Genomic DNA, 26,139 nt, shown 5'->3' with positions numbered 1-26,139 from the left:
CGCGCAACTCCAAAAACCTTTTACACCGGCGGCGCCGCGCCGCCGGATTGTTAACTCAACACTTTAAGCATAACAATGATGACGACTTTAACTGCCGTAACCCCGACTGCCGTACGTTCTGCGCCTCTGCTCGCCCCTGTCGCCGCACTGGTTTCCGCGCTGCTGTTAAGCGGTTGCGGCACCATTAAACCTGAACCGCTGACCCAGGATGAAATCGGCGCGCGCGTCAGCGCCGACCGCGCCGCCATGTACCGCGACCAGCAGCCGGTCTCTGGTCCGCTGACCCTGTCAGACGCCATGGCCCGCGCGCTGAAATACAACCTCGACTACCGCCTGAAGATGATGGAAACCGCCCTGTCGCGCGGCATCCTGGATATCTCCCAGCAGGATATGCTGCCGAAGTTGATGACCGATGCCGGCTACCGCTGGCGCGACAACGATTCCGGCGGCACCAGCGTCGGTATCGAAGACCGGGTCGTCAGCCTGCGTCCGTCCACCTCTGAAGAGCGCGAGCACCTGCTGGCCGACGCCACCTTCTCCTGGGACGTGCTCGATTTCGGCATGAGCTACTACCGCGCGAAGCAGCAGGCGGATAACGTCAACATCGCCGAAGAGCGTCGCCGCAAGGTATTGCAGAATATTGTCCAGGAGGTGCGCGACGCGTACTGGCGCGCGCTGGGCGCACAGCGTCTGCTGAGCGAAGCGCAGCCGCTGGCCGAAGAGATCCAGACCGCGCTTGAGAAAACCCGCGAAGCGGAGCGCGCAGGCATTCTGCCGCCGGTCGAGGGCCTGGAGTACCAGCGCGCCCTGCTCGACGCGGTGGCGCTGCTGAACCAGAAGCGCCAGGAGATGCAGATGGCGAAAAGCGAGCTGGCCGCCCTGCTGAACCTGCCGTCCACCACCGACTTCACCTTACAGGACGTCGCCAATCCGGCGCTTTCCGGCGTGCCAAGCCAGCTTGATACGTTTGAGCAGATGGCGCTGGAACGCCGCCCAGAGCTGCGTGAAGAAGATTACAAAACCCGCATCGACGTGCTGGAAACCAAACGCCAGATCGCCTCGCTGTTCCCGAACCTGAATCTGTTCGGCGGCATCAGCTACGACTCCAACAGCTACCTCTACAACAACAGCTGGGTGCAGGGCGGCGTGGGCGTTTCCATGAACCTGTTCAAGCTGCTGAGCGCGCCGGCCATCAGCCGCACCAACGACGCGCGCCTGGCCACCGACAATGCCCGCCGTATGGCGCTGAGCATGGCGGTGCTGACTCAGGTGCGCGTCTCGGTTGAGCGCTACAAGCTCGCGGTGTACGACTACCAGATAGCCCAGGAGTCCGCCCGCGTCGACCAGCGTCTGGCGAGCATCTCCCGCGCCGGTTCCGACAACTCGCTCTCAAGCGACCTGGAATCCCTGCGCACCAAGGCGCGCTCCATCGTCTCCCGCTTCCAGGAAGCCGCCTCCTACGCGCAGGCGCAGTCCGCCTATGGCCGCGTGCTGAACTCGGTAGGCATCGACCTGCTGCCGGAAAAGGTGACCAGCAGCGATCTGCCGACCCTGTCGCGTGAAATCAACCAGAGCCTGGTGGCGGGCGAGAAGCAGGTCTTCACCCAGAGCGCCGACGCGGTAGTTTCCCGCCATCCGGTCAGCGTCACCCTGGGCCGCCTGCCAGCGGGCGTCAACAAGAGCGCGATTTATCAGTCGGTCACCCATGTGCTGGCCGCCAACCAGCTGGTGCAGGGCAACGGCGCCGACAGCGTGAAACTGCAAATGAACCTCAACCTTGAACGCGCGTCAGGCTCGCAGCGCGGCGTGTGGGAAATGGCGGTCTATAACGCCCAGGGCGCGCAGGTCGCCTACCAGAAATACACCAGCTATCTGCCGAATGACGTCAACACCCGTTCGGTCAGCGCGCTGGCAGAAGCCGCCGCGCTCTCCGTGGTGTCCGACCTGCATAAAGCGGCAGGCGACACCGGCGTGATGACGGCAAGTAACCCTTAATAACAGGAACAGGTATGAACAACGTGAACGAAGGCTGGCGCAGCGTCCGCGCGCTCATGCTGCTGACGGGCCTGGCGCTGTGCGCCAGCGCCTTCGCCGCCGACCCAACCCCCGCTGCGGCGGGGGCAGTCGCAACGCCGGATGCGGCCGTTGCCGCAGCGCCTGAGAGCGCGCCTGACGCCACCGCCGACAACGGCGCCGCGCCGGTGCGTTTTCTGGTGATGGCCAACCAGGAAAGCCCGCTATCAAGCGTGGTGGCCGGGCGCGTGTCGCAGGTCAACGTTGAGCTGGGCGATACGGTCAAGGCAGGCAAACTGCTGGTGACGCTGGACTGTAGCGAGCTGAAAGCCCGTCGCGACGCGGCAGACGCCGAGTACAGCGCCGCGCAGATCAAATATGAAGCGAAGGCGAAATTGCAGGGTCTGCATTCCGCAGGCGCGCTGGAGGTTGGCCTTGCCGCCGCCGACGTGAACCGCACCCGCAGCCAGATCAAAATCTTTGAAGCGCAGCTGGCGCAGTGCCGCTTTACCGCGCCGTTCGACGGCCGCGTGGCGCGTATTTACGTCAAAGAGGGCCAGGGCGTCGGCGCAGGCGCGCAGGTTATCGATCTTGTAAGCAACGGCACCCGCAAGGCGCGCCTCAACGTGCCGTCAGGCTGGACCACCTGGCTTGCGCCCGGCGCGCAGCTTGACGCGGTGGTGGGTGAAACCGGCAAGCATTACCCGATGACCGTCACCCACATCAGCGGCCGCGTGGACGCCGTGAGCCAGACGATTGAGATTGAAGCGGAATTTGGCAGCGACGCCCAGGACGTACTGCCCGGCATGAGCGGCCGCGCGACGCCAGTCTGCCCGAAAGCGGCGGCGCAGTGCCAGAGCGGGACGACCAACTCGTGAGCATCGCCCTGTTCTATTCTCTCGCGGCGCGCGTGAAAGCGGCGCGCAGCCCCGAAGAGCTGGGTTTTGTGATATGTAACGATACCCGCTCGCTGGTGGAGTATCGCCAGGCGGCGCTGCTCGCCGTTTCCGCCACCGGGCGCGCCCAGCTTGCGGCGCACTCCGGCCTGAGCGACACCGACCGCAATACCCCCTACGCGCTGTGGCTTGCCGCCGTTGCCTGCGACATCGCGCCGCGCTGCGCCGCGCTGCCGGAAACTGCCCGCGTGATGCCGCTGTCGCCGGAAATGCTGAGCGAGTCGCTGGCGCGCGAGTGGGACGAATGGCTGCCGGGCCACGTCTGGGTGCTGGCGCTGACCGGCCCGGACGGCAAGCTGCACGCCCTGCTGCTGCTGGCCCGCGATACCCCGTGGCCGACGCAGCTTGGCGTCGAAAGCCCCGAATACGCCCTGCTCCAGCTGGCGAACCTGTACGGCTACGCCTGGTGGGCGCTGGTGGCGCGGCCTTCTCGCCTGCAACGGCTGCTGCCCGCCACGGTGCGCCGACGCGCGGGTCTCGTGTTGCTGCTTCTGCTGCTGGTTATGCTGATCCCGATTCGGGAATACACGCTGGTGCCCGCCGAGGTGATTTCGCTTAACAGCGAAGTGATCGCCGCGCCGAGCGACGGGGTGATTCACCAGATGAAGGTGCCGCCGAACACGTCGGTCGTGGCCGGACAGGTGCTGGCGGAGCTGGATGATACGACTCTAAAAAACCGTCTCGCCATTGCTCAGGCGGAGCTGGCGACCGCCACCGTCAATATGCATCAGGCGTCTCAGCAGGCGATTGAAGACCCGAACGCCCGTGCGGAACTGGCTCTGACCGAAGGCAAATGGCGCGAGCAAAAGGTGCAGGTTGCCTCGTTGCAGCGCGAGCTGGAGAAGCTGTCGATCCGCGCCCGCAGCAGCGGCGTGTTTGTCTACACCGACCCGGACGACTGGGCGGGCCGTCCGGTACAGACCGGCGAGCGCATCGGCCTGCTGGCGGACCCGACGAAGCTCGGCGTGCGCGCCTGGGCGCCTGCGGCGGAATCCACCAACCTGAACCCGCACGCGGCGATGACCGTATTTCTTAAGGTCGCCCCGCTGCACCCGCTGACCGCGCGGCTGGATTACGCCGGTTACGAGACGGTGGAAGCGCCGAACGGCGTCGCGAGCTACCTGCTGCGCGGCACCGTAACCGACCCGTCCAGCGCCGCACGTATCGGCTTGCAGGGCACGGCCCGCGTCTCCGGCGACTGGAGCCTGCTCGGTTATCTGATTTTCCGTCGTCCGCTGGCGACGCTGCGCGCCTGGTGTGGATTCTGATATGCAAACAGCCGCGACGCTCCCGCCTGCGGGCGGGACAGCTCTTGCGCAGCCGCAGCCGCTGCCGCCGCTGCGCGACGAGCTAAAAATTCACCCGGCGGGCAACAACCGCGACGGCTCGCCCGCCTGGCATCTGGCCGACCCGGTGCGCAACCTCTATTTCCGCCTGGGCTGGCTGGAGCTGGAGATGCTGCGCCGCTGGCCGCTCGGCGCGCCGCAGGCGATTGCCGACAGCATCAGCCAGGAGACCACCATGACGGTGGACGAACAGGATGTGTTGCAGTTCCTGGGCTTTTTACAGCAGCAACAGCTGCTGCGCCGCGGCGCGTTCAAAGCGCGCGGCTCGCTCTGGCGGCGTATTCTGCACGGCTACCTGTTTATCCGCCTGCCGCTGGTGCGCCCGGAGAAAGCCCTGCGCCGCATGCTGCCGTGGGTGGAGTGGCTTTTCAGCGCGCCGTTTCTACTGCTGACCGCCGTCGCCGCGCTGGCAGGCGTCGTTCTGGCCGCGCGCCAGTGGGATAACGTCGAGGCCGCGCTGCACGGCGCCCTGAGCTGGAACGGGGCGCTGGCCTTCGCGGTGGCGCTGATCCTCTCCAAATGCTGGCACGAACTGGGGCACGCCTTTATGGCGACCCGCTACGGCGTACGCGTCGGCCATATGGGGGTGGCGCTGCTGGTGATGTGGCCGATGGCCTACACCGATACCGGAGAGAGCTGGAAGCTGTCGCAGTCCCGCCACCGGCTCTCCATCGCCAGCGCGGGCATTATGGCCGAGCTGATGCTGGCGGCCTGGGCGACGCTGTTCTGGAGCTTCGCGCCGGAAGGCAACGTTAAAGGCGCGCTGTTCTTTCTCGCCACCACCGCCTGGGTGCTGACGGTGGCGGTGAACGCCAGCCCGTTTATGCGCTTTGACGGCTACTTTATTCTCAGCGATACGCTGGACTACCCTGGCCTGCACGAACGGGCGGGCAACTGGGCGAAGCGCTGGCTGCGCTGGCACCTGCTGGGGCTTGAGGATCCGATCCCGGATAACGTCTCGCCCGCCTTTGCCCGCTTCCTCACCCTTTTCGCCTTCGCCACCTGGGTTTACCGGCTACTGCTGTTCGTCGGCATCGCGCTGGTGGTCTACAACGCCTTTTTTAAGGCGCTCGGGCTGGTGCTGTTTTTTATTGAGATAGTCACTTTTGTGGTGCAACCGATGTTTCGCGAACTCAAAATCTGGCGCGCGCGCCGCCGGGAAATCGCTCCGGCGCGCCTGCTGCGCCTTGTCGCCGTCGCACTCGCGCTGGGGCTTTCGGTCTTTCTGCCCTGGTCCGGGCAGGTCTCCCTGCACGGCGTGATGGAGGCGGGCGTGGCGCAGCCGGTTTACACGCCCTATGCCGCCCAGCTTGACAAGGTGCTGGTGCAGGAAGGCCAGCAGGTCAAGGCGGGCCAGAAGCTGTTTGAACTGGTGGCCCCCGTCCCGGCGGACGAGCAGGATAAGGCGCTGGCGCTAAGCCAGGCGTGGCAGACCAGCGCCCGCGGCGCGATGGCGCTCGATAAAAACGGCGCGGCGAAGCAGGTGGTCGCCGACCAGATGGCGCGCCAGTACGCCATTCAACAGCGGGCCAGCGCCGTTGAGCTTCAGCGGCTCCAGCTGGTGGCGCTGGAGGATGGCGTGGTGCATGACGTTGAGCAGACCCTGCGCCCCGGCAGTTGGGTCTCGCCTGGCACCCGCATCGCAAGCGTGATCGACACCCACCGCTGGCGCGTGAAGGCGCTGGTCAGCGAAACCGACCTGGCCCGCCTGCGCGACGGCGCGACGGCGCGGGTTTATCAGCAGGGCCGCTGGCAGCCGCTCGCAGGCGCGGTAGTGACCATCGACCACGACGCCATCCGCCGTCTGCCTAATCTGATGCTGGCGCAGAGTCACGGCGGCCCGGTGGCGCTGAACCCGGTTGCGCCCGCCAACGAACTCCGTCCCGCCGCCGTCTGGTACCGGGTAGTGATCGAAGGCATCTCCGCCGCGCCGGTCAGCAAAGAGCAACTGGTACGTGTTGACGTGGCGAGTGACCGCCAGAGCCTGGCTCACAGCTGGGTCAACAGCGTTATGCTGATGCTTATCCAGCAAACTGGCTTTGGTAAAGAGGGTTAGCGTGCGATTTTCGCGCCAGGCCGCCTGGCCTGGCGCAGGTTTTCTCCCCACCGCGGTTTTAGGTTAAACCCCGTTTCGCCAGAGCAAACTGGCACCTACGTTTTGTTAGTCTGTTCGGTGTTCTGCAACTGGACCCGGAGGTTATATTACTTGCAGGCGTGCAGCTGATGCTCGCAAGACTCGTTGGTTTCTGTTTCCGGAGGTGTGGTTATGCAAAAAATTGTCTGCAAAACGCCACGATTGTCATCACTGGCATGTCGAGTTGTTTCGGCCACGAGGCCGCCCTGCGGCTGGCGGAGATAGGTGCCAACGCCATGCTGGCAGCCAGACGGAACTGGAGGCGCTCGCCGCCGATATTGTCACGGCGGGCGGCAATGCGAAAGTGATCTGAAAATTACCGAACATTACACCGATACAGCGGGCTTCACTGAGCATGTTTTCACCCTGATGCATCTGCTGGGATTCGCTTTTTCGCCAAGGATCCGGGATATTCATGAGAAGCGGCTGGTTATTCATCAAAAGGCCGAGCGTTATTCCGGGAAACAGTCCGTCATATCAACAACCAGCCTGAATCTCAAAGACATTGAGGCGCGCAGGGATAAAATATTGTACCTGGCAGCCTCAATTAAACAGGGGATTGTCACCGCATCGCTGATAATGAAAATGTTAGGGAAGGTGCGAATAAGCAGGTCATTTCTTCCCAAGCTGACTCGCTGATTAAAATTTCGCGGATCTGGGCCGATTTTTTTCCCGCAAACACATCGAATCAGCCTATTTAGGCTATTTTTTCCACCATTTCTGGCGTTATTTCCGGTTTTTACTGAGATCTCTCCCACTGACGTATCATTTGGTCCACCCGAAACAGGTTGGCCAGGGTGAATAACATCGCCAGTTGGTTATCGTTTTTCAGCAGCCCCTTGTATCTGGCTTTCACGAAGCCGAACTGCCGCTTGATGATGCGAAACGGGTGCTCCACCCTGGCACGGATGCTGGCTTTCATGTATTCGATGTTGATGGCCGTTTTGTTCTTGCGCGGATGCTGCTTCAAGGTTTTTACCTTGCCGGGACGCTCGGCGATCAGCCAGTCCACATCCACCTCGGCCAGCTCCTCGCGCTGTGGCGCTCCTTGGTAGCCGGCATCGGCTGAGACAAATTGCTCCTCTCCATGAAGCAGATTACCCAGCTGATTGAGGTCATGCTCGTTGGCCGCGGTGGTGACTAGGCTGTGGGTCAGGCCACTCTTGGCATCGACACCAATGTGGGCCTTCATGCCAAAGTGCCACTGATTGCCTTTCTTGGTCTGATGCATCTCCGGATCGCGTTGCTGCTCTTTGTTCTTGGTAGAGCTGGGTGCCTCAATGATGGTGGCATCCACCAAAGTGCCTTGGGTCATCATGACGCCTGCTTCGGCCAGCCAGCGATTGATGGTCTTGAACAATTGACGGGCCAGTTGATGCTGCTCGAGCAGGTGGCGGAAATTCATGATGGTGGTGCGATCCGGCAGGGCGCTATCCAGGGATAATCGGGCAAACAGGCGCATGGAGGCGATTTCGTACAGGGCATCTTCCATGGCACCGTCGCTCAGGTTGTACCAATGCTGCATGCAGTGAATACGCAGCATGGTCTCCAGCGGATAGGGCCGTCGGCCATTGCCCGCCTTGGGATAAAACGGCTCGATGACAGCGGTCATATTCTGCCATGGCAAAATCTGCTCCATGCGGGAGAGGAAAATCTCTTTTCGGGTCTGACGGCGCTTAGTGCTGAATTCACTATCGGCGAAGGTGAGTTGATGGCTCATGATGTCCCTCTGGGATGCGCTCCGGATGAATATGATGATCTCATATCAGGAACTTGTTCGCACCTTCCCTATAGCTTTGTATCGAAGTCCGCCTTCAGGAGTTCTCAAGGTCAGTAAAAAATCGGTTGTCATAACATTCAGAACTTCGACAGGTACTCCTCTTACTCCCCTCACCATAGGATGTTGAAAATGTAGATGATTTGCTATTTGTTGGGTAAGCCGGAGAGGAAAGAGTGGGAATTGTTCCCGGATATCAATCACCGAGTCATTAAACTCAGCCAGATAGAAAAAGTTACTTTCGACAGAAGAAAGGAGATGATGGTTTCGAAACGTCTTAAGGCCAAAGACTATCGAACGGTTTCCACGGGATTTAACGTCCTGAGCTCTAAGCCAGGGCTGATAACTTTGGCCATAGCCCACTCCTATGCCGTCACCTAGCGCATTTTCATAATCCAAATAGGATTTGAGACGCCTACCCCTAGCCATGATCGTACCCTAAAAACGACATTGATACGTACCTATATGTGCATTTTATAGTCTCCAACCCTATAACCACACATTCAGTAAGTATACAACATTAGCGTCGTTTTTTGAGAATGGTTACAACTTTAGTGCTTTGTGTACAACTTTATTGTCCTCGGACATGTGTTGATGGCTTGAAACAACGCGATGTTCAGGCCACCCCAGTCATAGAGAAAGAGTTTCCAGCTCATCGGCGCAACAACCTCAAGCCGTTGCCGACAACAAGCAAGCTGGCACCCATATCGGCGAACACAGCCATCCACATGGTCGCGTGACCCGTGAAGGTGAGCACCAAAAATACCGCCTTGATGCCAAGGGCCAGCACAATGTTTTGCATCAGCACCTGTGCTGTCGCACGCGACAGGCGCACGAAGGTCGGAATCTTGCGCAGGTCATCGTCCATCAGGGCCACGTCGGCGGTTTCAATAGCGGTATCTGTGCCCGCCGCTCCCATTGCAAAGCCAATGTCCGCACGCGCCAAGGCCGGTGCGTCGTTGATGCCATCACCGACCATGCCAACATTGCCGTTTCTGGACAATTGCTCCACTTCGCGCAGTTTGTCGTCGGGCAGTTGGTTGCCTTGCGCGCGGTCAATGCCGGCTTGTGCGGCGATGGCCTGTGCCGTGTGGGGGTTATCGCCGGTCAACATCACGGTGTTGATGCCCAGAGCATGCAGCTCGGCGATGGCTCTCTTGCTGCTGTCCTTGATGGTGTCCGCAACGGCGAATAAGCCATGTACCCCTTTTGCGCCCACCAGCATCACGACGGTCTTGCCAGCGGTTTCCAGCGCAGCGATGCGCTGCTCCAGCTCTGGTGTGCACTGCCCCAGCTCTTCGAGCATCCGGTGGTTGCCCAGATGGTAGGTCGCACCGTTGATTTGGCCTTGCACACCCCGACCGGGCAGCGCGTTGAATTCGGCCACGTCGAGCAAGGCAACCCCGTCCGTCTGCGCGGCCTGTGCCACCGCCTTGGATACAGGATGGTCCGAGCGGGCCGCCAGACTGGCAGCGATGCTGCGGCTGTCCGAGGCGAGTGCATTGCCCCATGTGACAAAGTCGGTCTGTGCGGGCTTGCCGTGCGTGATCGTGCCGGTCTTGTCCAGAGCCAGCCAGCGCAGCTTGCGGCCTTCTTCCAGATAGACGCCACCTTTGATGAGAATGCCGTGGCGGGCGGCGGCGGCCAGGCCGCTGACGATGCTGACCGGTGTAGAGATCACCAGTGCGCACGGGCAGGCGACCACCAGCAGAACCAATGCACGGTAGATCCAGTCGAGCCATGCCGCACCCATGAACAGCGGCGGCAACAACGCGACGGCGATGGCAACGCCGAATACAACGGGGGTGTACCAGCGGGCGAACTGATCGACAAAACGCTGAGTCGGCGCACGACTACCTTGCGCAGCCTCTACCGCGTGAATGATCCGGGCCAAAGTGGAGTTGTTGGCCAAGGCGGTGACGCGGTACTCGAACGAGCCGGATTCGTTGATCGTGCCAGCGAACACCGAATCACCGGGGGATTTTTCGACCGGGAGGCTTTCACCCGTGATCGGGGCTTGGTTGACGGCAGAGCGGCCTTCCAGCACCTCACCATCAAGGGCGATGCGCTCACCTGGTTTGACCCGGACGCGGGCGCCGATGGTGATTTGCTTGGCGCCCACCTCGCGCCATGTGCCGTCAGCCTGCTGTACCGTGGCCTGTTCCGGGGTCAGGTCGAGCAGGCCACGGATAGCGTTACGAGCGCGATCCAGCGATTTGGCTTCGATTACCTCGGCCAGCGCGAACAGTACCATCACCATTGCCGCTTCGGGCCAGTGGCCGATCAACATGGCACCCGTGACCGCAATCGACATGAGGGCGTTCATGTTGAGATTACGGTTCTTGAGCGCGATCCACCCCTTCTTGTAGGTGGAGAGGCCACCCGTGAAGACCGCGACAAGCGCCAGAACGACAACCGACCAGTGATTGCCGTTGTGGAGCCAGTAGACCGCCTCGGCCGCCGATGCAGTGACCAAGGAGATGCCCAGCGGCCACCAGTTGGTCGGCGTGGTCACAGGGGCGGCGGATGGAGATGCGACCTCTGCCGTGTCCACGACCTGCGCCTCGAATCCAAGCGCTTGCAGTGCCACGAGCACGTCTGGCAGAACCTGGTTCGCATGGCGTACCGACAGCGTGCGCTGCATCAGGTTGAAATCGAGATCAGCAACACCGGCCACGGTGCCGAGCTTGTTGCGGATCAACGTCTCTTCGGTCGGGCAATCCATCTTGGCAATGGACAGCTTGGTCGTCTGCTCGGCCGACGCCTGATCCATGCGCACAGCTTGCATGCCGATGGCCTTCAGCGCCTGCTCGACGGGAGACAACGAAGGCAATTCGTGTCGCACGGCCAAGGTACGTTGCATCAGGTTGAATTCAAGACCCGCCACCCCCGCCAGACCGGCCAGTTTGCTTCGGATCAGCGCCTCTTCGGTCGGGCAATCCATGTTCTCGATGCGGTACACCGCTTGAGCCGATCCGGTTGCCAGCGGGGCCGGTGCCGTGGGTTGGATGATCGGCTCAGTCGTGCAGCCACACCCCTTTGAAGCGCATTCGCTCATGAGTAACTCCTGAAAATCTTCTATTCAGCCTCCATTAAAATCTCTATAGTCACTATAGAGTCAAGTGATAATTGGAGATTGATGCATGGAAATCAGAATTGGCGACCTCGCCAAGCGCTCTGGGTGCGAGGTCGTGACCATCCGCTACTACGAGAAGGAAGGGCTACTGCCAAAGCCAGCGCGAAGCGGTGGCAACTTTCGGTTGTACGGTGAGGCGCACATTGAGCGCTTGCAATTCATCCGTCATTGCCGTTCGCTCGACATGACGTTGAGCGAGATTCGCGCATTGCTGGGTCTGCGAGACAACCCGATGCAGGACTGTGGGGAGGTCATCACGCTGCTGGAGGCCCATATTCAACAGGTGGAAATGCGTGTGTCCGCGCTGTTGCAGTTAAAACGGCACTTGGTTGATTTGCGCGAGAAGTGTTCTGGCTCTCGATCTGTAGAGGCGTGCGGCATTTTGCAAGGGTTGGGCAATTGCAATTGCCATGGTGAAAGTGCCACGAACAGTCAAACATCTGGGTAAGTAAGGGCTTAGCGTGCTTTATTTTCCGTTTTCTGAGGCGACCCCATTCAGCACTAAGCGCCGTCAGACCCGAAAAGAGATTTTCCTCTCCCGCATGGAGCAGATTCTGCCATGGCAGAATATGACCGCTGTCATCGAGCCGTTTTATCCCAAGGCGGGCAATGGCCGACGGCCCTATCCGCTGGAGACCATGCTGCGTATTCACTGCATGCAGCATTGGTACAACCTGAGCGATGGCGCGATGGAGGATGCTCTGTACGAAATCGCCTCCATGCGTCTGTTTGCCCGGTTATCCCTGGATAGCGCCTTGCCGGACCGCACCACCATCATGAATTTCCGCCACCTGCTGGAGCAGCATCAACTGGCCCGCCAATTGTTCAAGACCATCAATCGCTGGCTGGCCGAAGCAGGCGTCATGATGACCCAAGGCACTTTGGTGGATGCCACCATCATTGAGGCACCCAGCTCTACCAAGAACAAAGAGCAGCAACGCGATCCGGAGATGCATCAGACCAAGAAAGGCAATCAGTGGCACTTTGGCATGAAGGCCCACATTGGTGTCGATGCCAAGAGTGGCCTGACCCACAGCCTAGTCACCACCGCGGCCAACGAGCATGACCTCAATCAGCTGGGTAATCTGCTGCATGGAGAGGAGCAATTTGTCTCAGCCGATGCCGGCTACCAAGGGGCGCCACAGCGCGAGGAGCTGGCCGAGGTGGATGTGGACTGGCTGATCGCCGAGCGCCCCGGCAAGGTAAGAACCTTGAAACAGCATCCACGCAAGAACAAAACGGCCATCAACATCGAATACATGAAAGCCAGCATCCGGGCCAAGGTGGAGCACCCATTTCGCATCATCAAGCGACAGTTCGGCTTCGTGAAAGCCAGATACAAGGGGTTGCTGAAAAACGATAACCAACTGGCGATGTTATTCACGCTGGCCAACCTGTTTCGGGCGGACCAAATGATACGTCAGTGGGAGAGATCTCACTAAAAACTGGGGATAACGCCTTAAATGGCGAAGAAACGGTCTAAATAGGCTGATTCAAGGCATTTACGGGAGAAAAAATCGGCTCAAACATGAAGAAATGAAATGACTGAGTCAGCCGAGAAGAATTTCCCCGCTTATTCGCACCTTCCCTAACTCACTGCGCTTCACGCGCTGGTTAGCAAGGGTGGTTCTCAGTACTCCCGCAATGACGATATGCTTAGGTTCTTGTCCCAGATCGCGCATTTCCAGCACTACTTTACCGACTACTATGCACATTTCACGGTACAACTCGTCGTCTTTCGTCTGATTTCCCATTTTTGCCCGCTCGTCATTAACTCAAACCAACAGCATATATCACTCTGAGGATTTAGACAAAATTCAATGAAAATCAAATAAATGTTATCATTCTACTGAATTCTCTGAAGTCGATTAACGAGCTCAGCAAGACTTCCTGCCTGCATTTTTTCCATCACCCGCGCCCGGTGCACTTCAACCGTACGCACGGCAATATTCATGGCATCAGCAATTTCCCGATTCATTAACCCTTTTGCTACCAGATGCGCCAGTTCCCGTTCTTTTGGCGTAAGTTGTTGGTAGCATGAGATGATCTCTTGTCGCGAGAACGCCGCTGCCGAGACCTGCAAGGCATGTTCTAATGCTGCCTGAAGCGGCACGGCTGACACCGGTTTTTGCAAAAAGTCGACCGCGCCACGTTTCATTTGCTCAACCGCCATCGGCACATCGCCGTGCCCGGTGAGAAAGACCACCGCCAGCGTACTTGCTTTCTGACGCATGATTTCATGCACAGCGTGCCCATCCAGTACCGGCATACGCATATCCAGCAGTAGTACGCCCACCTGGTGCAAATTTGCCTCGGCGAGGAATTTCTCGCCTTGCTCCCAGCAAGACACTTCATATCCCAGACTTTCCAATAAAAACGCACAGGCCTGGGTAACGGCAATGTCGTCATCCAGCAGATGAATTATCGCCACTACGGCCTCCTTCCTGATTTGGCTTAAAATACAATGTCACTCTCGCCCCCGCTTTACCGTCCGGGGCCTGCTGATTTTTGATCTCAATATCTCCGTTTGCGTAGCGCACCAGTCGCTGACAAATGGCCAGTCCTAGTCCCATACCTTCTTTGCGGGTGGTCATAAACGGCTGAAACGCCTGATACAACTGAGCCTCGTCAATACCTCCGGCATTATCCTGCACCTGAATACGCACGCCGCCATCCTTATGCAGGGCGCTAAACCATACCGTCGTAGCGCCTGCCTGGGCGGCATTGAGTACCAGGTTAGCCAGCACCTGCTCAAGAAGAACGCTTGGCAGCATCAACGTTAACGCCTTACTAACCTGCGTGTGCAGCGTTATCGCCGGGAATTGCTGGGGCATACGCAGTAATTGCCAGACGTGATGGATAGCATCGTGAACGTTGATGGCTTGCCAGTCATCGGTGAGTACCGGATTGCCCTGTGCCTGGCTGACCCACTGCCGGAGATTGCGCAGCGTATCGGCTCCTCGTTGTGCCTGGGCGTCTATGTGCTCAAGCGCGGGCAGCAACGGATGCTGCTCATCCTGACCACGCAGGCGAATTAGACAGCCTTGGGCATAATGACGGATAGCAGACAACGGCTGATTGAGTTCATGGGCAAAACCGGAGGTCATCTCCCCCAGCACGCTCATTTGGCGGGCAGTCTCCAGCGCCTGTTCCTGTTTGTGCAACAACACGTTGTTCCGCTCCAGCTGCCTGCCACGTCGGCGAACCAACAGCATCACCCAGATGTAATTGAGCGTAAGCAACAGCAATACGATGACCACGCCCCCCATCGCCAGTCGGTGTTGAATAAACCAGCTTTTGACATCCAGCCACAGCTGACGCTGCTGCGGATGCTGTCGGACGTCGCGCAGCAACGCTTCTACTTCACGGGTCGAGGCGGGCGCACCCCAGCGAAACGTCGCGTTTTGCGGTGCATTGAACAGTACCCGCGTGACGCGATCGGCCAGCTCGTCACTCACTGCAGGTAGTGCGGCAAATGACCAGTCCGGATAGAGCGGCGTACTGGTTAAACAGGGAATTGAAGTCGGATGATTCAACACGGTCATAAAATCGGTTTTACGGATGAGGCCTTCTTCATCCATTTTTTCCAGCAGGCACACCGGCACGATCACCGCCTGCACGGCTTTTTCACGTAATAAATAGAGTAAGGCATCGGCGGGAAATCCGGTAAACGTCAGACGTAAATCACGTTCAGGGCGCAGACCGGCATCACTGAGCGCTTTATATCCCAGCAAATAGCCGCCAAACGCCTGAGCATCAATGGCGCCAACCGTTTTGCCGATCAGATCGTGTGCGGAGGTTAACCCACTGTCGCGCCTGACGAGAATGGCGCTGCCAATCACGTTACTGGTGGCTTTCCCACCACGGGTGGATCGTAACGACGCCAGCCAGCGTAGCGCTGAGCGGCTGTTAAGCTGGACAAACTGCGCCGGATTGGTGACCACAAAGTGTACCGTTCCACGATTCACCGCCTCCTGCATCTGCCGCAGGTCCAGCGGTTGAATATGAAACTGCTCACCGGGGATTTGCTGATTCAACAAGGTTTCCAGCGGCTGCCAGTGATTACGTGTAGAAACCTCCCCGCGCATCGCCAAAACGCCAATGTTCCATGTCTGCGCCCTGACCGCGCCACTTAGCATCCACAGCGACGCCAGTACCGTCAGACATCTTACTACGTTGCGTCCCACTCAATTGTCCCTGTCAATTATGTTGTTTTAGATCAACAACAAGCCGGGTATGTGGTTAACCACAATAGAGTATACCCCGTCACGATTTTTACACTGTAAATCATTGAGATTCTTTATTCATCACACGCAAATCAACGGCGTGACCAATGTTTCGTTGTTGCATCGTGACGGGAGAAAATATGGACAGCAGTAAACGGCAGTTTCTCCAGCGACTGGGCGTCCTGACCGCTGGCGCATCACTGGTTCCGCTGGCTCAGGCGCAATTTCCCTTTTCGCCTGAACGCCACGAAGGCTCACAACAGCATCGCTACGCCATGCTGGTTGACCTGCGACGCTGTATCGGCTGCCAGGCCTGTACCGTCAGTTGCGCCATTGAAAACCAGACGCCACAGGGCGAATTTCGTACCCTCGTCAACCAGTATCAAGTACAGATTGAAGGCCAGCAAAGCGTTACCAACGTCCTGCTGCCGCGACTGTGCAACCATTGTGATAATCCCCCTTGCGTGCCCGTTTGCCCGGTACAAGCCACTTTCCAACGCGAAGACGGCATTGTGGTGGTCGACAACACACGCTGCGTGGGCTGCGCCTATTGCGTGCAGGCCTGCCCTTATGATGCGCGATTCATCAACCATGAAACGCAAACCGCCGATAAATGTACCTTTTGCGTTCACCGCCTCGAAGCGGGGCTGCTCCCGGCCTGTGTGGAATCCTGCGTCGGCGGCGCGCGCATCATTGGCGATATTAAAGATCCGCACAGCCGCATTTCGCAAATGCTGCATGAGCACCATGACGCCATCAAAGTCCTGAAGCCGGAAAGCGGTACGTCTCCTCACGTGTTCTATCTGGGGCTGGATGAGGCGTTTGTTACCCCATTGATGGGACGTGCTCAACCCGCTCTCTGGCAGGAGGTTTAAATGAACCATTCACTGATTATCGACGAGGTTCTGGCCCATCCCCAGGACGTAAGCTGGTTACCCTGGGCCGTACAATATTTCTTTTTCATCGGCATTGCCGCCTGCGCCGCGCTGTTCGCATGCGTTCTCCACTGGCGCAAAAAAGAAACGGCAGACCTGGAGAATCTGACGCTGCTAATCGCCCTGACCTGCGCGATTACCGCGCCGCTGGCGCTGACTGCTGATCTACACCAAACAGCCCGCGTCTGGCACTTCTATGCGTATCCGACGCCATGGTCCTGGATGCCGTGGGGCGCGCTGTTTTTACCGCTGTTTACCGGTTTTTTAGGTCTGTGGTTTCTGGCGCCGCATGTGAAACGGCTAACGCTAAAAAGTTACAGCGTCACAAAATGGTTAGCACTTGGTAGCGCGCTGTCCGCCATCGGATTGCTGGTTTACACCGGCCGTGAAGTGTCGGTGGTACAGGCGCGTCCCATTTGGTTCAGTTACGCCTTTCCGGTTGCGATGTTCCTCAGCGCGCTGCAAACATTTCTTGCCCTGCTTATTGCCACGACAAATAGCAAGGACGCACTACCGCGTAAGCTAGCGTGGGGGCAAATGGTCACGTTGATCGCGCTGGCTATCGTGGTGGCGATCTGGGCGAGTGGGAATACGCTTTCCGGTTCGGCTATCCGTCAGTGGCTGGATGTTGCCTCTTCAGCACAACACTACGCTATCGGTTGGGTTGCGCTATGGCTTGTTTCGCTTGCTCTTTGCGGGTTGGTTGTACGTTACCCCTTATCGCTACCGCTGCGCATATTACTCGCTTTTAGCGCTATGGCGCTGTGCTGGCTAATGCGCTGGACGTTACTCATCCAGGTGCAGACCGTACCGAAATTTAACGCGCAGTTTAATCCCTATACCCTGCCCGGCGGCACCGATGGCTGGCTGGCTATTGTGGGTACCTTCGGCCTGTGGATAGCACTGATTATTATTGTTCGTGAAGCCCTGAACGCGATCGCAAGGAGAATGCAACATGGCTAATTTAACCCGTCGTCAGTGGCTTAAAGTCGGCCTTGCCGTAGGTGGCATGGTGACTTTTGGCCTGAGTTATCGGGATGTGGCAAAGCGCGCGATAGACGGTTTGTTGGACGGAACCTCGGGCAAAATTACCCGTGACCGCATTTTTGCCAACGCGCTCATCCCCGAAGCCAACGCCCGGCCTCACTGGCAGCAAAACCCGCAGCAGGTGATCTCGATGACGCAGTGCTTTGGTTGCTGGACGCAGTGTGGTGTACGGGTTCGCGTTGACACTGAGCAAGGCAAAGTGCTGCGCATTGCGGGCAACCCTTATCATCCGTTGTCGCACGAGCACCATATAGACGCCTCTGTCCCCTTTGCCACGGCAATGGAACAGTTGACCGGGGAGTCAGGTCTTGACGCACGTTCTACCGCCTGCGCCCGTGGTGCAACCTTACTCGAAGGTCTGTACAGCCCGCTACGTATTCTGGAGCCTATGAAGCGCGTCGGTAAACGCGGTGAAGGAAAATGGCAGCGCATCAGCTTCGAACAGCTGATCAAAGAGGTGGTGGAAGGTGGGGATTTGTTTGGTGAAGGCCACGTTGATGGTCTGAGAGCTATCCACGATCCCACTACACCGCTTGATGCGAAACATCCCGGCTTTGGCCCAAAATCCAATCAACTGCTGGTCACCAATACCAGCGATGAAGGACGTGATACCTTTTTACGTCGCTTCGCACTGAACAGTTTCGGCAGTAAAAACTTCGGCGCTCATGGCGCTTACTGCGGTCTGGCCTATCGGGCCGGTTCAGGTGCGTTAATGGGCGATCTGGATAAAAATACCCACGTAAAACCCGACTGGGATAACGTCGAATTCGCGCTGTTTATGGGCACCTCTCCGGCGCAATCCGGCAACCCGTTTAAGCGCCAGGCCCGCCAGCTGGCCAGCGCCCGTTTACGTGACGACTTCCGCTATGTTGTGGTGGCGCCAGCCCTGCCATTAACCACGGTGCTGGCTGACGATCGCGGCCACTGGCAGCCCGTACGACCGGGAAGCGACTCCGCGCTGGCTATGGGGATGATAAGCTGGATTATCGATAAACAACGCTATAACGCTGATTATCTCGCCATTCCCGGCGTGCAGGCCATGCAGCAGGCAGGAGAAAAAAGCTGGACTAATGCAACGCATCTGGTGATTACCGATGAAATTCCAACGCTTGCCGGACAACACCTGACCCTCGCCCATCTGAGTGCAAACGCAGCCCAGGAGCCGGTGGTCGTCAACGAGGCCGGTGAGATTGTCGCCGCCAGCAGTTGCCCGCGCGCTCAGCTGTTTGTTACCCGTGAAGTGACGCTGGCCGACGGGCAGACAGTAACGGTAAAAAGCAGCTTCCAGTGTCTGCGTGAGTCCGCAGAGAAACTGTCGCTAACGCAGTACAGCCAGCAGTGTGGGGTGTCAGAAGCAGACATTGCCGTTCTGGCCGACGCATTCACCCGCCACGGGCGTAAAGCGGCGGTGATCACGCACGGCGGAATGATGGCAGGCAATGGATTTTATAACGCCTGGTCGGTGATGATGCTCAATGCGCTTATTGGTAACCTCAGCCTTGAAGGCGGCGTGTTCGTCGGCGGCGGCAAATTTAATGGTGCCACCGACGGTCCGCGCTACAACATGGACAGCTTCGCCGGGAAGGTAAAACCGAAAGGGTTAAGCATCGCGCGCAGTAAAACCGCTTATGAGTCTTCGGAAGAGTACCGCAATAAGGTGGCTGCCGGGCAATCGCCCTTCCCGGCTAAAGCGCCGTGGTATCCGTTTGTCGCCGGTCAGCTTACCGAACTCCTCGTCTCGGCGCTTGAAGGTTACCCTTATCCGCTGAAAGCCTGGATCTCCAACATGACCAACCCGTTTTACGGCATTGCGGGGTTACGCGGCGTGGCGGAAGAAAAGCTCAAGGATCCTGCTCGTCTGCCGCTGTTTATTGCCATTGACGCCTTTATGAACGAAACCACGGCGCTGGCAGATTACATCGTGCCGGATACCCACAACTTCGAAAGCTGGGGATTCAGCGCTCCGTGGGCGGGCGTGGCCAGCAAAGCCACCACCGCGCGTTGGCCAGTTGTCAGATCGGCGACCAGCCTCACGGCTGACGGTCAACCGGCCTCGATGGAGTCTTTCTGTATCGCAGTGGCAAAGCGCATCGGGCTACCTGGATTCGGCGACAATGCAATTACCGATCCGCAAGGTAATCACTATCCGTTGAACCGTGCGGAAGATTACTACCTGCGTCTCGCGGCCAATATTGCGTTTATGGGCAAAGCTCCGGTTGCTGAAGCACAGCCGGAAGACATAGCGCTGACCGGGGTCCAGCGGATCATGCCTGTGATGACCCAAACGTTGAAAACCGATGAAATCAGCCGAGTGGCGTTTATCTACTCCCGCGGCGGGCGCTTTGCGCCGGACAACAGCGGGCGAGTTGATAACCGCGTCGGCAATGCCTGGGAAAAACCGCTCCAAATCTGGAATGCGAACGTCGCCGCGCACCGCCATGCGATTACTGGCGAGCGCTACAGCGGCTGCCCGGCCTGGTATCCATCACGTCTGTCAGATGGACGTGCGGTCGAGGAGTTGTTCCCGGAACAAGAGTGGCCGTTGAAGCTGATTTCCTTCAAATCCAATACCATGTCCAGCGCCACGGCGGTGATCCCACGCCTTCATCATCTGAAGCCGGTTAATCTGGTGGCGCTCAATCCACAGGATGGTCAGCGGTATGGTTTAGCACACGGCGATATCGTGCGTATCACCACCCCTGGTGGTCAGGCGCAAGCGCAGATAAGCCTGCTGCATGGCGTCATGCCGGGTGTCATCGCCATTGAACATGGTTACGGACATAAAGAAATGGGCGCGGCACAGCATACCCTCGACGGTGAGCCGATGGCGTTTGATGAGCAGATTAAGTCGGGGATTAATCTCAACGAATTGGGTTTTGCGGACCCAACCCGACAGGTAGCCAATACCTGGCTTGACTGGGTGTCGGGTGCGTCGGTGCGTCAGGGGTTGCCAGCGAGAATTGAGCGAGTGTAGCTCTGGTGCCGCATGGCATCGCGAACGCGTTTTACCCGGCCTACAGGACATCGTAGGCCGGATAAAGCACTGCCGCCACCCGGCAAAAAGCAGATTAGTTGTTTACCGGGATCACCGCACCTTTATATTTAGTACGGATCCAGTCCTGGATCTCTTTTGAATGCAGGACATCAACCAACGCTACGATATCCTTTTTCTTCTCGTCGCCACGATGCACGGTAATGATGTTGGCATACGGGTTGTTTTCACCACTTTCAACGGCAATAGGATCTTTCACTGGATCCAGCCCGGCATCGATGGCGTAGTTGGCGTTAATCACCACCGCATCGCCTTCGTCGTTGTTATACATCTGCGGTAACAGCGCGGCTTCCACGTTTGGCAGGAACTTCAGCTTTTTCGGGTTTTCGACGATATCGCTAATGCGCGCGGTTACTTTATCCACGCCCGGCTTCAGCTTGATCACACCCTCTTTTTCGAAAATCGACAGAATACGACCTTCCTCAGATACCGCATCACGCATGATGACTTTGCCGCCTTCCGGCAGATCTTTAAGTGATTTCACTTTTTTCGAATAGATACCAATCGGCTCAATGTGAATCGCTCCGGCGCTAACGAAGTCATACGTTTTATCGCCTGCATGGTCTTTAATCACGCTGTTCAGGTACGGAATATGCTGGAAGTAGTTGGCATCAATCTCACGGCCAGCCAGCGCAGTGTTCGGCAGAATGTAATCCTGGAACGGTTTAATCTCCAGATCGATCCCCTGCTTCGCCAGAATCGGTTTGGCCTGTTCAAGGATCTCCGCATGCGGCACGTTAGACGCGCCAACGGTCAGAGTATCAGCCCAGGAGGCAAAGCTCAGGGCGCTTAAGGTTGCTGCGGCGAGTAACGTCAGTGATTTTTTCATGATAATGGTTTCCGTATTTTATTAGCGTTTATCTAAGGAAGGTGCGAACAAGTCCCTGATATGAGATCATGTTTGTCATCTGGAGCCATGGAACAGGGTTCATCATGAGTCATCAACTTACCTTCGCCGACAGTGAATTCAGCAGTAAGCGCCGTCAGACCAGAAAAGAGATTTTCTTGTCCCGCATGGAGCAGATTCTGCCATGGCAAAACATGGTGGAAGTCATCGAGCCGTTTTACCCCAAGGCTGGTAATGGCCGGCGACCTTATCCGCTGGAAACCATGCTACGCATTCACTGCATGCAGCATTGGTACAACCTGAGCGATGGCGCGATGGAAGATGCTCTGTACGAAATCGCCTCCATGCGTCTGTTTGCCCGGTTATCCCTGGATAGCGCCTTGCCGGACCGCACCACCATCATGAATTTCCGCCACCTGCTGGAGCAGCATCAACTGGCCCGCCAATTGTTCAAGACCATCAATCGCTGGCTGGCCGAAGCAGGCGTCATGATGACTCAAGGCACCTTGGTCGATGCCACCATCATTGAGGCACCCAGCTCGACCAAGAACAAAGAGCAGCAACGCGATCCGGAGATGCATCAGACCAAGAAAGGCAATCAGTGGCACTTTGGCATGAAGGCCCACATTGGTGTCGATGCCAAGAGTGGCCTGACCCACAGCCTAGTCACCACCGCGGCCAACGAGCATGACCTCAATCAGCTGGGTAATCTGCTGCATGGAGAGGAGCAATTTGTCTCAGCCGATGCCGGCTACCAAGGGGCGCCACAGCGCGAGGAGCTGGCCGAGGTGGATGTGGACTGGCTGATCGCCGAGCGCCCCGGCAAGGTAAGAACCTTGAAACAGCATCCACGCAAGAACAAAACGGCCATCAACATCGAATACATGAAAGCCAGCATCCGGGCCAAGGTGGAGCACCCATTTCGCATCATCAAGCGACAGTTCGGCTTCGTGAAAGCCAGATACAAGGGGTTGCTGAAAAACGATAACCAACTGGCGATGTTATTCACGCTGGCCAACCTGTTTCGGGCGGACCAAATGATACGTCAGTGGGAGAGATCTCACTAAAAACTGGGGATAACGCCTTAAATGGCGAAGAAACGGTCTAAATAGGCTGATTCAAGGCATTTACGGGAGAAAAAATCGGCTCAAACATGAAGAAATGAAATGACTGAGTCAGCCGAGAAGAATTTCCCCGCTTATTCGCACCTTCCCTAATAACATCTGTGAATACCAACATTCTACCATGTTTGGCTTTCTTCTACTCACATTGGACACAACAGTCATTCTGTAAAGTTCAATCGATGCATCGTTCTACCACCTTAAAAGATGCACCTGTAATGTACAAAAATGCTATTCATGCTGGACATTTCGGCACTATCGGAAAAAAAGTCCAGAAAATAATTCTGGCGATCGTGTTTAATTTTGTTGACCACAGCCAAAACCCCTCATCTGTTCAAAACTTGCTTTTGGACTGATGAGGGGTTGGACAAGCCCACAGGGCGCGTCAGTCAGCCACATTTAGGTATACTTCTGAGATACCGCCTTAAAACATTTCATTCCATATCAATGTGACCATATAAGTGATACCATCAATTAAATGACCACTTAAACGTTACCTTAAGGCTAAAAAATGCTCATTTTTGGTTATCTGCGAGCATCAACCTCTGAACAAGATGCCACTCGCGCAAAAAATGCACTGAAGAATTTTGCTCGCCAACATGGCCACCGAATTGCTGGCTGGTATGTCGACAATATCTCTGGTGCAACGATGACGCGCCCAAAACTGGTGCAACTGCTCGATGAGGCTGAGCCTGGGGATATTATTCTCATTGAGCAAGTGGATAGGCTTTCTCGATTGGACGACGTGGGATGGGAAGCGCTAAGAAAGCAGATAACGGATAAGCAGCTGTCTGTCGTGAGCCTTGATTTACCAACCAGTCATTTGGCACTCAATAACGCTGTTAGCGATGAATTCACTCGCAGCATGCTTAAAGCCGTTAATGGAATGATGCTGGATATGCTCGCAGCTATATCCAGAAAAGATTATGAGGATCGACGTCGTCGTCAGGCGGAAGGCATAACCAAAGCGAAAGCGGAAGGTAAGTATCGGGGCAGGGTGGCTGATGCACAAAAACATGAGCTCATACGTACACTCCGGCTCACTCATGGAAAGTCCCTGCGTGAAACAGCCCGCCTCGCGGGAGTATCAAAAATGACGGTGATCCGCGTCTGCCAACAAGCTGAGAAGTAAACTTAACATCTTGTATTGCTTTGATTGTGATAGCATTCACTCATCATTTTTCAGAGTCTGGACTAATGAAGAAGAAAAACAGTACCCCTACGCCGCATGATGCCACATTTAGGCAGTTTCTCACCCAGCCAGAGATTGCACGTGACTTTATGGAGTTGCATCTACCCGCTGAACTACGCGCTATCTGCGACCTCAGCACGTTAAAGCTGGAGTCAGGCTCCTTTGTTGAAGATGATTTACGTCAATACTTCAGCGATGTGCTTTACAGCCTGGATACAGTAGAGGGCGAGGGTTATGTCCATGTGTTGATCGAGCATCAAAGCTCACCCGATAAGCATATGGCTTTTCGCTTAATTCGTTATGCTGTCGCCGCTATGCAGCGCCACCTTGAAGCTGGTCATACTAAGTTGCCGCTCGTCATACCGGTGCTCTTTTACGTGGGTAAACGCAGCCCTTATCCGTACTCCACGCGGTGGTTAGATGAATTTGACGACCCTGAGTTGGCACATAAACTCTATAGCGGTGCATTTCCACTGGTTGATGTGACGGTTATTCCAGACGATGATATTATGGAGCACCGCAGCATGGCGGCACTGACGCTGCTGCAAAAGCACATTCATCAACGTGATATCGCCACCTTGACGGACAGACTGGCCACATTGCTGATGGCAGACTATCTCTCTTCACCGCAGGTGATGGCGCTGATACACTATTTATTACAGGCAGGCGAGTCTGCTGACTCGGAAGCCTTTGTTCGCGAACTGGCACAGCGTGTGCCGCAACACGGAGACGCACTCATGACCATCGCACAACAGCTCGAACAGAAAGGCATCGAGAAGGGCATCGAGAAGGGCATCGAAAAAGGTCGTATGGAAGGCCGTACGGAAGGAATTCAACTCGGTGAACAGAAAGGCAAACTCGAAGTGGCACGCAGTCTGTTAAAAATGGGCATGCCAATTGAGTCGGTTAAAGAAGCAACCGGTCTTTCCGAAGACGATTTGGCGCAAATCCGCCACTAAGTGTATCCCAACGACTAGCGCTCGCTAGTCGTTCTCTTTCTCCAGTGGTGGTACCACCACAAACGGCTGGCCTTTAGCTTGGCGTATCGCTTCTTTCATCACCCGCAGTAGCAGCGCATCATTCCAGTTTGTATCAATGTGGATAATCGGTTTTCCCACGGCAAAACGGGCAGCGATTAACTCACGCAGCGTATCTTCCGCCATCAGCTGCGCGGACGTTTTGGCCGGCTTTGGCTTTACCGAACATACCGGCGGCAGCTGCGATAAACGTAAACCACGACGCGACATTGATACGTCCTCCACGTTGATACCATTTCCTATGGGTGATAATGCTTACTTCACGCCATTATAGCCATCCATGTAGGCACCTGCGGCCTCCTGAGACATCAACATACGCCATTTCTGCGTTTGTAATTGACTATAAGATTTGCCGGCAAAGTCTTCCTTCCGTTGAATACCATCCAAAAACTCATTTCCATAGAAATACTCAGCCCGCTTCTTCGCTTGGTCGTGATTGATGCCCGCCGCGTTGTCTTTCTGGCCTAACTGGTAAATCTGGTCAAAGAAGGGAACAGACGTCCTGACACTCTCCTGCATCCGAGTACGAAAGTTAGGGTCAGAGTCACTATTTGACGCATAAACAAAATGTTTAGCATGTCGTTCCGGGCTCGAAAGCGTAGAGGTACAGCCACCAAGCACTAACATGAGAGTTAGGAAGCCACCTGCGAGAATAAAAAAGCTACGTTTCAAATTAACTCCTTGATATTAAATTATTTTATTACTCTTTTGCACTGTATATAAAATTACCACACAAATTGTATTGACGATACCACCTGCTTACAATATGCTCGATAACTGTATATATACCAATGTGTTTATATACAGTTATTTAATTAAATTCAATCAAAGAGGAAAAGACTATGAGCGGTGGAGACGGTAAAGATCACAACAGTGGGGCACATGATTCCGGCGGCAGCATTAATGGGGTCCGCTTGGAAAACGGAAATTATCCTACGCTAAGCCTGTTTTTTGTACATATTACTATTCACTGAGCGTAATGCGCGGTATTTACCCTGTCCCAGTTTGAGGTTCGTTCTCCAGACGTAATCCCCGCTCAGGTTGATATGTTCCCATCCCAGTGGTGACAGATGGGTAATCAGTTGCTCATTAATCGGGATCCCTTTTCGTCTCAAAGAATCTATCGCTCTTTCTATATATACCGTATTCCACAGTGAGATCGCCGCAGTCAGCAACGTCAGACCGCTGGCTCGATAGCTCTGATTCTCCAGCCCCCGATCTCTGATTTCACCCAGCCGATGCATAAAGACCGCTCGCGCAAGGGCATTGCGAGCCTCACCTTTATTCAGCCCCGACTGTATTTTAACGAGGAATATACAT

20 protein-coding genes and 3 pseudogenes are annotated in these 26,139 nt (G+C 56.6%); 13 read left to right on the top strand and 10 right to left on the bottom strand.

What is annotated here, in order from left to right; translation table 11 throughout:
* The first annotated feature begins 75 nt into the window (after window positions 1–75).
* From K9N75_RS22020 to K9N75_RS22000, 5 genes and pseudogenes are all read left to right on the top strand, one after another.
* On the top strand, window positions 76–1,995 hold the full coding sequence (locus K9N75_RS22020; protein ID WP_224452640.1) for a TolC family protein: 1,920 nt from the start codon (window positions 76–78) through the stop codon (window positions 1,993–1,995).
* Between the two features lie 14 nt (window positions 1,996–2,009).
* The gene (locus K9N75_RS22015) at window positions 2,010–2,891 is read left to right on the top strand and encodes an efflux RND transporter periplasmic adaptor subunit (RefSeq protein WP_001549866.1); all 882 of its coding nucleotides are present in this window, start codon (window positions 2,010–2,012) and stop codon (window positions 2,889–2,891) included.
* Window positions 2,888–4,237 carry an efflux RND transporter periplasmic adaptor subunit gene (locus K9N75_RS22010; protein ID WP_000020380.1) on the top strand — a complete coding sequence of 450 codons (1,350 nt, stop codon included), beginning with the start codon at window positions 2,888–2,890 and terminating at the stop codon, window positions 4,235–4,237. Before K9N75_RS22015 ends, K9N75_RS22010 begins: the two co-directional genes overlap by 4 nt.
* A 1-nt stretch (window position 4,238) precedes the next feature.
* On the top strand, window positions 4,239–6,371 hold the full coding sequence (locus K9N75_RS22005) for a site-2 protease family protein (protein ID WP_001192442.1): 2,133 nt from the start codon (window positions 4,239–4,241) through the stop codon (window positions 6,369–6,371).
* Window positions 6,372–6,749: 378 nt separating this feature from the next.
* A pseudogene (locus K9N75_RS22000) lies at window positions 6,750–7,040 on the top strand (Tn3 family transposase); the annotation flags it as partial.
* A 148-nt stretch (window positions 7,041–7,188) separates the two neighbouring features.
* Here K9N75_RS22000 and K9N75_RS21995 read toward each other — a convergent pair.
* From K9N75_RS21995 to K9N75_RS21985, 3 genes and pseudogenes are all read right to left on the bottom strand, one after another.
* Window positions 7,189–8,169 carry an IS5-like element ISKpn26 family transposase gene (locus K9N75_RS21995; protein WP_000019445.1) on the bottom strand — a complete coding sequence of 327 codons (981 nt, stop codon included), beginning with the start codon at window positions 8,167–8,169 and terminating at the stop codon, window positions 7,189–7,191.
* A 69-nt stretch (window positions 8,170–8,238) separates the two neighbouring features.
* Window positions 8,239–8,655, bottom strand: a pseudogene (locus K9N75_RS21990) (TnsA endonuclease N-terminal domain-containing protein); the annotation flags it as partial.
* 223 nt (window positions 8,656–8,878) lie between these two features.
* On the bottom strand, window positions 8,879–11,284 hold the full coding sequence (locus tag K9N75_RS21985; RefSeq protein WP_096081275.1) for a heavy metal translocating P-type ATPase: 2,406 nt from the start codon (window positions 11,282–11,284) through the stop codon (window positions 8,879–8,881).
* Between the two features lie 85 nt (window positions 11,285–11,369).
* Between K9N75_RS21985 and cadR the strand changes: the two genes are divergently transcribed.
* Both cadR and K9N75_RS21975 read left to right on the top strand, forming a co-directional pair.
* Window positions 11,370–11,810 carry a Cd(II)/Pb(II)-responsive transcriptional regulator gene (cadR, locus tag K9N75_RS21980; protein WP_032743892.1) on the top strand — a complete coding sequence of 147 codons (441 nt, stop codon included), beginning with the start codon at window positions 11,370–11,372 and terminating at the stop codon, window positions 11,808–11,810.
* Window positions 11,811–11,823: 13 nt separating this feature from the next.
* Complete coding sequence (locus K9N75_RS21975; RefSeq protein WP_102961550.1) at window positions 11,824–12,804, top strand: IS5-like element IS5 family transposase; 981 nt, start codon at window positions 11,824–11,826, stop codon at window positions 12,802–12,804.
* Between the two features lie 108 nt (window positions 12,805–12,912).
* Here K9N75_RS21975 and fumD read toward each other — a convergent pair whose 3' ends face one another.
* The 3 genes from fumD to ttrS form a co-directional block, all read right to left on the bottom strand.
* Complete coding sequence (fumD, locus tag K9N75_RS21970) at window positions 12,913–13,116, bottom strand: fumarate hydratase FumD (RefSeq protein WP_096081274.1); 204 nt, start codon at window positions 13,114–13,116, stop codon at window positions 12,913–12,915.
* Window positions 13,117–13,208: 92 nt separating this feature from the next.
* A complete protein-coding gene (gene ttrR / locus K9N75_RS21965) occupies window positions 13,209–13,793 on the bottom strand; it encodes a tetrathionate respiration response regulator TtrR (protein WP_000974596.1) in 585 nt (194 codons plus the stop codon).
* Complete coding sequence (gene ttrS, locus K9N75_RS21960) at window positions 13,768–15,501, bottom strand: tetrathionate respiration histidine kinase TtrS (RefSeq protein ID WP_080950116.1); 1,734 nt, start codon at window positions 15,499–15,501, stop codon at window positions 13,768–13,770. The genes ttrR and ttrS overlap by 26 nt, the downstream gene beginning before the upstream one ends.
* 227 nt (window positions 15,502–15,728) lie before the next feature.
* On the opposite strand from ttrS, the gene ttrB reads away from it, so the two are divergent.
* The 3 genes from ttrB to ttrA are packed head-to-tail and all read left to right on the top strand — an operon-like array spanning window position 15,729 to window position 20,544.
* Window positions 15,729–16,463 (top strand): tetrathionate reductase subunit TtrB, encoded by a 735-nt coding sequence (gene ttrB / locus K9N75_RS21955; RefSeq protein ID WP_000378466.1) that lies wholly within the window; start codon window positions 15,729–15,731, stop codon window positions 16,461–16,463.
* Window positions 16,464–17,486: a tetrathionate reductase subunit TtrC gene (ttrC, locus tag K9N75_RS21950; RefSeq protein WP_046360939.1), complete on the top strand. Its 1,023-nt coding sequence runs from the start codon at window positions 16,464–16,466 to the stop codon at window positions 17,484–17,486.
* Window positions 17,479–20,544 carry a tetrathionate reductase subunit TtrA gene (gene ttrA / locus K9N75_RS21945; protein WP_000002334.1) on the top strand — a complete coding sequence of 1,022 codons (3,066 nt, stop codon included), beginning with the start codon at window positions 17,479–17,481 and terminating at the stop codon, window positions 20,542–20,544. Before ttrC ends, ttrA begins: the two co-directional genes overlap by 8 nt.
* A gap of 94 nt (window positions 20,545–20,638) precedes the next feature.
* On the opposite strand, the gene K9N75_RS21940 is transcribed toward ttrA, so the two are convergent.
* Window positions 20,639–21,451 carry a MetQ/NlpA family ABC transporter substrate-binding protein gene (locus K9N75_RS21940; protein WP_003029358.1) on the bottom strand — a complete coding sequence of 271 codons (813 nt, stop codon included), beginning with the start codon at window positions 21,449–21,451 and terminating at the stop codon, window positions 20,639–20,641.
* Between the two features lie 104 nt (window positions 21,452–21,555).
* On the opposite strand from K9N75_RS21940, the gene K9N75_RS21935 reads away from it, so the two are divergent.
* The 3 genes from K9N75_RS21935 (at window position 21,556) to K9N75_RS21925 (ending at window position 24,741) form a co-directional block, all read left to right on the top strand.
* The gene (locus tag K9N75_RS21935; protein WP_000019402.1) at window positions 21,556–22,536 is read left to right on the top strand and encodes an IS5-like element IS5 family transposase; all 981 of its coding nucleotides are present in this window, start codon (window positions 21,556–21,558) and stop codon (window positions 22,534–22,536) included.
* Window positions 22,537–23,101: 565 nt separating this feature from the next.
* Window positions 23,102–23,722 (top strand): recombinase family protein, encoded by a 621-nt coding sequence (locus K9N75_RS21930; protein ID WP_046360923.1) that lies wholly within the window; start codon window positions 23,102–23,104, stop codon window positions 23,720–23,722.
* 65 nt (window positions 23,723–23,787) lie between these two features.
* Complete coding sequence (locus K9N75_RS21925) at window positions 23,788–24,741, top strand: Rpn family recombination-promoting nuclease/putative transposase (protein WP_043495502.1); 954 nt, start codon at window positions 23,788–23,790, stop codon at window positions 24,739–24,741.
* 24 nt (window positions 24,742–24,765) lie between these two features.
* Here K9N75_RS21925 and K9N75_RS21920 read toward each other — a convergent pair whose 3' ends face one another.
* The 3 genes and pseudogenes from K9N75_RS21920 to K9N75_RS21910 form a co-directional block, all read right to left on the bottom strand.
* On the bottom strand, window positions 24,766–25,029 hold the full coding sequence (locus tag K9N75_RS21920) for a hypothetical protein (RefSeq protein ID WP_046360921.1): 264 nt from the start codon (window positions 25,027–25,029) through the stop codon (window positions 24,766–24,768).
* 45 nt (window positions 25,030–25,074) lie between these two features.
* Window positions 25,075–25,491, bottom strand: coding sequence for an Exc2 family lipoprotein (locus K9N75_RS21915; protein ID WP_043495698.1), 417 nt, complete (start codon window positions 25,489–25,491; stop codon window positions 25,075–25,077).
* A 266-nt stretch (window positions 25,492–25,757) separates the two neighbouring features.
* Window positions 25,758–26,123: pseudogene (locus K9N75_RS21910) on the bottom strand (Tn3 family transposase); the annotation flags it as partial.
* Between the last annotated feature and the right edge of the window lie 16 nt (window positions 26,124–26,139).

The sequence above is a fragment of the Hafnia paralvei genome (assembly GCF_020150375.1).
In the GTDB taxonomy this organism is placed as follows: domain Bacteria; phylum Pseudomonadota; class Gammaproteobacteria; order Enterobacterales; family Enterobacteriaceae; genus Hafnia; species Hafnia paralvei.
This window is presented reverse-complemented; position numbering and strand designations above follow the sequence as displayed.

Excerpts from the sequence above, each read along its gene's own strand:
- K9N75_RS21940 (WP_003029358.1), bottom strand. The coding sequence starts at position 21,451 with ATGAAAAAATCACTGACGTTACTCGCCGCAGCAACCTTAAGCGCCCTG.
- K9N75_RS21925 (WP_043495502.1), top strand. The coding sequence starts at position 23,788 with ATGAAGAAGAAAAACAGTACCCCTACGCCGCATGATGCCACATTTAGG.
- cadR (WP_032743892.1), top strand. The coding sequence starts at position 11,370 with ATGGAAATCAGAATTGGCGACCTCGCCAAGCGCTCTGGGTGCGAGGTC.
- K9N75_RS22020 (WP_224452640.1), top strand. The coding sequence starts at position 76 with ATGATGACGACTTTAACTGCCGTAACCCCGACTGCCGTACGTTCTGCG.
- ttrA (WP_000002334.1), top strand. The coding sequence starts at position 17,479 with ATGGCTAATTTAACCCGTCGTCAGTGGCTTAAAGTCGGCCTTGCCGTA.
- ttrB (WP_000378466.1), top strand. The coding sequence starts at position 15,729 with ATGGACAGCAGTAAACGGCAGTTTCTCCAGCGACTGGGCGTCCTGACC.
- K9N75_RS21995 (WP_000019445.1), bottom strand. The coding sequence starts at position 8,169 with ATGAGCCATCAACTCACCTTCGCCGATAGTGAATTCAGCACTAAGCGC.
- K9N75_RS21920 (WP_046360921.1), bottom strand. The coding sequence starts at position 25,029 with ATGTCGCGTCGTGGTTTACGTTTATCGCAGCTGCCGCCGGTATGTTCG.
- K9N75_RS22005 (WP_001192442.1), top strand. The coding sequence starts at position 4,239 with ATGCAAACAGCCGCGACGCTCCCGCCTGCGGGCGGGACAGCTCTTGCG.
- K9N75_RS21935 (WP_000019402.1), top strand. The coding sequence starts at position 21,556 with ATGAGTCATCAACTTACCTTCGCCGACAGTGAATTCAGCAGTAAGCGC.
- ttrC (WP_046360939.1), top strand. The coding sequence starts at position 16,464 with ATGAACCATTCACTGATTATCGACGAGGTTCTGGCCCATCCCCAGGAC.
- K9N75_RS21985 (WP_096081275.1), bottom strand. The coding sequence starts at position 11,284 with ATGAGCGAATGCGCTTCAAAGGGGTGTGGCTGCACGACTGAGCCGATC.
- K9N75_RS21930 (WP_046360923.1), top strand. The coding sequence starts at position 23,102 with ATGCTCATTTTTGGTTATCTGCGAGCATCAACCTCTGAACAAGATGCC.
- ttrS (WP_080950116.1), bottom strand. The coding sequence starts at position 15,501 with ATGCTAAGTGGCGCGGTCAGGGCGCAGACATGGAACATTGGCGTTTTG.
- K9N75_RS22015 (WP_001549866.1), top strand. The coding sequence starts at position 2,010 with ATGAACAACGTGAACGAAGGCTGGCGCAGCGTCCGCGCGCTCATGCTG.
- fumD (WP_096081274.1), bottom strand. The coding sequence starts at position 13,116 with ATGGGAAATCAGACGAAAGACGACGAGTTGTACCGTGAAATGTGCATA.